Raw genomic sequence first — 6,201 nt, forward strand, 5'->3', positions numbered from 1 at the left:
TGTGATCCCGCTCCGATTGAAATGGGGCCATGCGCCCCAATCTAGAGCAGCATATCTCGCATTCCCGTTGAGCCTGCGGGCTCAATCCCCAAATAGACAGATGGAGTAGCCCATGGCGCTGAGCACAACCCAGGAAATCATTGCCGACATCAAGGCTGGCAAGATGGTGATCCTGATGGATGACGAAGACAGGGAGAACGAAGGGGACCTCATCATGGCCGCCTCCTGTGTCCGTCCGGAGGATATCAACTTCATGGCCCGCTACGGCCGTGGCCTCATCTGCCTGACGCTGACCCGGGATCGCTGCAAGCAGCTGGCGCTGCCGCTGATGGTTGATCGCAACAATGCCCAGTTCTCCACCGCCTTTACCGTGACCATCGAAGCGGCCGAAGGGGTGACTACCGGTATCTCCGCCGCCGATCGCGCGGTGACAGTGCAAGCGGCAGTGGCGCCCAATGCCAAGGCGGCCGATCTGGTGCAGCCGGGTCACATCTTCCCGCTGATGGCGCAGGATGGTGGCGTGCTGACCCGTGCCGGTCACACCGAAGCAGGCTGCGATCTGGCCCGTCTGGCCGGTTACGAGGCGGCCTCCGTCATCGTCGAGATCCTCAATGAAGATGGCACCATGGCGCGCCGTCCGGATTTGGAGATCTTCGCCGAGCAGCACGGCATCAAGCTCGGCACCATCGCCGACCTTATCGAGTACCGCAACCAGCACGAGACCACGGTCGAGAAAGTGGCCGAGTGCAAGCTGCCTACCGAGTTTGGCGAGTTCGACCTCATCACCTTCCGCGACACCATCGACAATCAGGTTCACTTCGCCCTGAAAAAGGGTGAGGTACAGGCCGATCAGCCGACACTGGTGCGGGTCCATCTGCACGATGTGCTGAGCGATCTGCTGCTGACCGACCGCCACGCCGCCCGCAGCTGGCCGCTGCCCAAATCCATGGCCCGCATCGCTGACGAAGGCGGGGTGTTGGTGATTTTGGGGGCTGAATCCCACGGCGCCGAGCTGCTGGCCCGGGTCAAGGGTTTTGAAGCCGCCGACAAGGGACTGGCACCGGAAGGGGCCAAGTGGCAGGGCACCTCGCGCCGGGTTGGTGTGGGTTCCCAGATCCTCAAGGCCCTTGGTGTAAGCAAGATGCGCCTGCTGAGCTCGCCGAAGAAGTACCATGCCCTCGGTGGTTTCGGTCTGGAAGTGGTTGAGTACATCGGCGAGTAAAGTTCTACCAGAGCAGTACCATCTCCTTCCGGGCGGTTTCGGTCTGGAAGTCGTGGAATTTACCGGCGAGCAAGTGCGCCGGACTGGTTAAATCGCGATCATGGCCGTCTATTGCGGCCATGGTTTTTGTCGTGGGTCTGTTGTGCTAGAATGTGCGCACTTTTGACTCCGGCCCTTTTGATTGCACAGATACAGGATTTCCAATGAAGGTTATCGAAGGAAATATCGCCGCTCCTGAGGCGCGCGTTGCTATTGTTGTTGCCCGTTTCAACAGCTTCATCAACGACAGTCTGGTGAACGGCGCGGTGGACGTACTGAAGCGTCAAGGTCAAGTGCAGGACAGCAACCTGACACTGGTAAAAGTGCCGGGCGCGGTTGAAATGCCATTGGTCATCAAGAAGCTGGCCAAGAGTGGTCAATACGATGCCATCGTGGCGGTCGGTACTGTCATCCGTGGCGGCACCTACCACTTCGACCTGGTGGCAAACGAGAACAGCAAGGGCATGGCCCAGGTAATGATGGAATATGAAATTCCCGTTGCCTTCGGTGTGCTGACCACTGAAAACATTGAACAAGCCATCGAGCGTGCAGGTACCAAGGCGGGTAACAAGGGTGCAGAGGCTGCACTGGCAGCGCTCGAAATGATCAACGTCCTGAAAGAACTGGACGTGTAACGAGGAGAAGTACATTGAAACCGTCTGAGCGCCGTAAAGCCCGCCATTGCGCCACCCAGGCCATCTACCAGTGGCAGATGACCAAGGCTAACGTGGGTGACATCGAAGAGCAGTTCAAGATCGATCAGGACACCAAGGGTGTAGACCTGAACTATTTCCGCGATCTGCTGTTCGGGGTAGCCCTCCACTGCAGCGAGCTGGACAAGGTGTTTGCACCTTTCCTCTCCCGTCCGCTGGAAGAAGTGGACATGGTGGACAAGGCGATCCTGCGTCTGGCGACCTACGAGCTGACCCGTCGTGATGATGTACCGCCGCGCGTGGTCATCAACGAAGCGATCGAGCTGGCCAAAGCTTTTGCTGCCGATGACAGCCACAAGTTTGTCAACGGTGTACTGGACAAGGTGATCAAGTCGCTGAACAAGCGTTGATCCTGCTGTCCGTCAGCATCTAAGAGAGGAGCCAGCTTATTGCTGGCTTTTTACTGTATGGGTGAATTTGAGCTGATTGATAAGTACTTCAAGGTCCCCCACGCCCGCAAGGACGTGGTGATGGGCCCTGGAGATGACTGTGCCCTGCTGACCCTGCCCCCCGATACCCAACTGGCGGTGAGCACCGACACTCTGGTGAGCGGCGTACACTTCTTTCCCGACATGGATCCGGTGGATCTCGGCTACAAGGCGCTGGCGGTCAATCTCTCCGATCTCGCCGCCATGGGGGCCGAGCCGCGCTGGGTGTCGCTGGCGCTGACTCTGCCTGCCATCAACGAAGGTTGGGTTGCCGGGTTTGCCGAAGGGTTTCTGGAGCTGGCCGAGTACTACAATGTGGCGCTGGTGGGCGGAGACATGACCCGCGGGCCGCTCTCCATCACCATCTCGGTGAAGGGATCGGTGCCTGCCGGGCGCGCCTTGATGCGCAGCGGTGCCAAAGCCGGTGACGGCATCTATGTGACTGGCACTCTGGGGGATGCCGCGCTGGCGCTCTCTCACCTGCTGGGCAAACGCACCCTCAACGAGAACCAGCTGGCTGCCGTGCTGCCACGGCTCGACCACCCCCATCCCCGCATTCTGGCCGGTCAGGCGCTGCGCGGGCTGGCGGGCAGTGCGCTGGATCTCTCCGACGGGCTGGCATCGGATCTCGGCCATATCCTCAAGGCCTCCGGCGTACGGGCCCAGATCGATCTCGATCTGCTGCCGCTCTCGCCGGTGCTGCAGGACGCGGTGAGCGAGCAGGAGGCGTGGCAACTGGCGCTGGCCGGTGGCGATGACTACGAGCTCTGCTTTACCGTACCGGAGGAGCACCGCGGCGCGCTCGATACGGCGTTGGCCCACAGCGGGGTCAAGTTCAGCCGCATCGGCCGCATCGTGGCGGGCGAACCGGGCATCGACTACCTGCGTGGCGACCAAGCGGTCGAGCTGCAACTGAAAGGGTGGGATCACTTCGCATGAGTTTGTTCAGGATAAAGCCCGAGCTGACACGACTGGAACTGAAAAATCCGCTTCATTTTTTGGCGGTGGGATTTGGTTCCGGTCTCAGTCCCAAGGCGCCGGGCACCATGGGCACCCTGGCGGCCATTCCGCTCTATCTGCTGGTGAGCGGGCTGCCGACCTGTTGGTTTATCGCCTTGCTGGTGGTGGGTTTTGTGGTCGGTATTCGTATCTGCCAGAGCGCCACCGATGCCATCGGTATGCCGGATCACGGCGCCATCGTCTGGGACGAGGTGATCGGTTTTGGCGTCACCATGATCGCCGCGCCAGCCGGTTGGGAGTGGGTGGTGGCGGGCTTTGCGCTGTTCCGGTTGTTTGATGTGCTCAAGCCCTGGCCCATCTCCTGGTTTGATCGCCGGATCCACGGTGGCCTGGGTATCATGCTGGACGATCTGATCGCTGGCCTGTTCGCCCTGTTTTGTATGCAATTACTGGCATTCTGGCTCGGTTGAGAGCCATCTTCCGGGGGATGACCGTTCTGGCATCCCCCGATTTATATCTGCTTAATTTTCATTCATCGGCATATGCTGCCGTTTATCATCCATTTCACATAAATATTCACTACTCATTCGGGGCTGGTGATTGTTTTGGAAATAGTGATAAATGCTGCTTGTTGCGTTGTTGTTGAAATTAAAGTAATGATACCAATAGATGTACGGACGCACCGGCCATTTGTGTGATGAAAATCATCATTTATCTCTGCTGAATTGGTGGTTATCTGCACAAAACATTGCGGAATTGTATAACTCAATCATTTACACCCGTGGTCAAACCGTCTAAGTTACTCGCGGGTTATTCCAAAAAAATGCAAAAAACCCGCCCGGATCGCTGGTTTCGCTGCCTCATGGATTGAGCAAATATTGCCCAAGGTAACAACCGGCATCTGCGGCTGATTTACGGACGAATTATTTGGGACGGATGTCCCCCGCAGAGGTAAACATGTCCTTGCTCGAAGTAAAGAACTTGCGGATCGAGTACCCCTCCCGCTACGGGGTGCTGGCCGCGGTGAAGGATCTCTCTTTCTCTATCGAAAAGGGTGAGATTGTCGGGGTGGTCGGTGAATCCGGCGCCGGCAAGTCCACCATCGGCAACGCCGTTATCGACCTCCTGAGCCCGCCGGGTCGTATCGCCCGTGGCGATATCTATCTCAATGGCGAGCTCATCTCCGGCAAGAGCCAGAACGAGATGCGGGCCATCCGTGGCTCCCGTATCGGGTTCATCTTCCAGGACCCCATGACCTCCCTCAACCCGCTGTTCACCGTTGAGCATCAGCTGGTGGAGACCATTCTGGCCAATACCGACCTCTCTCGTGAAGCCGCTTTTGCCAAGGCATTGGAGCTGATGGGGGCTGTGGGGATTCCGCAGCCGGAGCTGCGCATCAAGCAGTATCCGCACCAGTTCTCCGGTGGCATGCGTCAGCGGGTGGTTATCGCCATCGCGCTCTCCTGCGATCCGGAGCTGATCATCGCCGATGAACCGACCACGGCGCTCGACGTCTCCATTCAGGATCAGATCCTCCAGCTTATCCGCGCCCTCTGCAAAGAGCGTCAGGTGGGCTGCATGCTGGTGACCCACGACATGGGCGTGGTCTCCAACGTTACCGACAAGGTGGCGGTGATGTATCGCGGCGATCTGGTGGAGTTCGGCCTGACCGAACAGGTGCTGGGCAGCCCCAATCACCCCTATACCCGCAGCCTCATCTCGGCGGTACCCCGCTCCGATGTGAAGCTGGTGCGTTTCCCGCTGGTCTCCTATATCGAGGATGCCAGTGCGCCGGATACCAATATCGACCTCAAGACCCACTGGCTCGGCCAGAGTCAGGACGAGCGTGCCTATGAAGGGGCGCTGCTGCGGGTGGAGAACGTCGATCTGAAATTCGTCACCAAGGACTCCATCTTCCCGAGCCGCCGCCAGTATGTACGCGCCTGCAACAACATCAGCTTCGAGATCTTCGAAGGGGAGACCTTCGGTCTGGTGGGAGAGTCGGGCTCCGGCAAATCGACCATTGCCCGCGCCATCACCGGCCTCTATCCGCCTGATACCGGCAAAATCTTCTTTGAGGGGATCGATCTGACCGCTCTCAAGAGCGAGCGCGAGCGTCGCCCGTTGCGTCGCCAGATGCAGATGGTGTTCCAGAACCCCTATTCCTCGATGAACCCGCGGATGAAGGTGCGCGACATCATTGCCGAGCCGATCCGCTTCCATCAGCTGGCGAGCAGCGAGAGCCAGATCGAGGGGATCGTCGGCGATCTGCTGGATCACGTGGGTCTCGGTCGTGGTGCCGGGGTCAAGTATCCCCACGAGTTCTCCGGCGGTCAGCGCCAGCGTATCTCCATTGCCCGCGCCTTGGCCACTCGCCCGCGCTTCCTCATCTGTGACGAGCCTACCTCGGCGCTGGATGTGTCGGTGCAGGCTCAGATCCTCAACCTGCTCAAGGATCTGCAGCAGGAGCTCAAGCTTACCATGCTGTTTATCAGCCACGATCTGCCGGTGATCCGCCAGATGTGCGACCGCATCGGGGTGATGCAGCACGGTCATCTGGTGGAAGTGGCCGAGACCGAGAAACTCTTTACCAATGCCGAGCATGAGTACAGCCGCAAGCTGATCTCCCTCATGCCGGAGTTCAAGGGAATGTCCCGCGAGGGGCTGGAAATCGCAAGCTAGGAGAGCGCCGGTGCGCCGGTCTGCTTGTCAAAAAAAGTGTCATAAGAAAGCCAAAAGCATGGAGAACAAGATGAAGAAAGGATTGTCCAAGATTGCCCTGGCGCTGTTTGCCGCCGGTTTCGCCTTCAGTGTCTCAGCCGCTGATATCAAGGTGGGT

General features: G+C 58.8%; 6 protein-coding genes. All 6 read left to right on the plus strand.

The features are described from left to right. Positions 1 to 112: 112 nt before the first annotated feature. The 6 genes from ribBA (at position 113) to DBR30_RS11300 (ending at position 6,044) form a co-directional block, all read left to right on the plus strand. Positions 113 to 1,222 (plus strand): bifunctional 3,4-dihydroxy-2-butanone-4-phosphate synthase/GTP cyclohydrolase II, encoded by a 1,110-nt coding sequence (ribBA, locus tag DBR30_RS11275; RefSeq protein WP_108542603.1) that lies wholly within the window; start codon positions 113 to 115, stop codon positions 1,220 to 1,222. A 203-nt stretch (positions 1,223 to 1,425) separates the two neighbouring features. After that, positions 1,426 to 1,896 carry a 6,7-dimethyl-8-ribityllumazine synthase gene (gene ribH / locus DBR30_RS11280; protein ID WP_005338866.1) on the plus strand — a complete coding sequence of 157 codons (471 nt, stop codon included), beginning with the start codon at positions 1,426 to 1,428 and terminating at the stop codon, positions 1,894 to 1,896. A 14-nt stretch (positions 1,897 to 1,910) separates the two neighbouring features. Continuing rightward, positions 1,911 to 2,324, plus strand: a complete 414-nt coding sequence (gene nusB, locus DBR30_RS11285; protein ID WP_005343514.1) for a transcription antitermination factor NusB — start codon at positions 1,911 to 1,913, stop codon at positions 2,322 to 2,324. Between the two features lie 57 nt (positions 2,325 to 2,381). Further along, the gene (gene thiL, locus DBR30_RS11290; protein WP_026034998.1) at positions 2,382 to 3,341 is read left to right on the plus strand and encodes a thiamine-phosphate kinase; all 960 of its coding nucleotides are present in this window, start codon (positions 2,382 to 2,384) and stop codon (positions 3,339 to 3,341) included. Next, entirely contained in the window at positions 3,338 to 3,832 is a 495-nt protein-coding gene (locus DBR30_RS11295; protein ID WP_108542604.1) for a phosphatidylglycerophosphatase A family protein, read from the plus strand. The genes thiL and DBR30_RS11295 overlap by 4 nt, the downstream gene beginning before the upstream one ends. 487 nt (positions 3,833 to 4,319) lie before the next feature. Next, the gene (locus DBR30_RS11300; protein ID WP_005358467.1) at positions 4,320 to 6,044 is read left to right on the plus strand and encodes a dipeptide ABC transporter ATP-binding protein; all 1,725 of its coding nucleotides are present in this window, start codon (positions 4,320 to 4,322) and stop codon (positions 6,042 to 6,044) included. Positions 6,045 to 6,201: the final 157 nt, after the last annotated feature.

The sequence above is a fragment of the Aeromonas sp. HMWF017 genome, from assembly GCF_003061465.1.
Classification (GTDB): domain Bacteria; phylum Pseudomonadota; class Gammaproteobacteria; order Enterobacterales; family Aeromonadaceae; genus Aeromonas; species Aeromonas veronii.

Coding starts and splice junctions, on each gene's coding strand:
- DBR30_RS11300 (WP_005358467.1), top strand. CDS start 4,320: ATGTCCTTGCTCGAAGTAAAGAACTTGCGGATCGAGTACCCCTCCCGC.
- thiL (WP_026034998.1), top strand. CDS start 2,382: ATGGGTGAATTTGAGCTGATTGATAAGTACTTCAAGGTCCCCCACGCC.
- ribBA (WP_108542603.1), top strand. CDS start 113: ATGGCGCTGAGCACAACCCAGGAAATCATTGCCGACATCAAGGCTGGC.
- ribH (WP_005338866.1), top strand. CDS start 1,426: ATGAAGGTTATCGAAGGAAATATCGCCGCTCCTGAGGCGCGCGTTGCT.
- DBR30_RS11295 (WP_108542604.1), top strand. CDS start 3,338: ATGAGTTTGTTCAGGATAAAGCCCGAGCTGACACGACTGGAACTGAAA.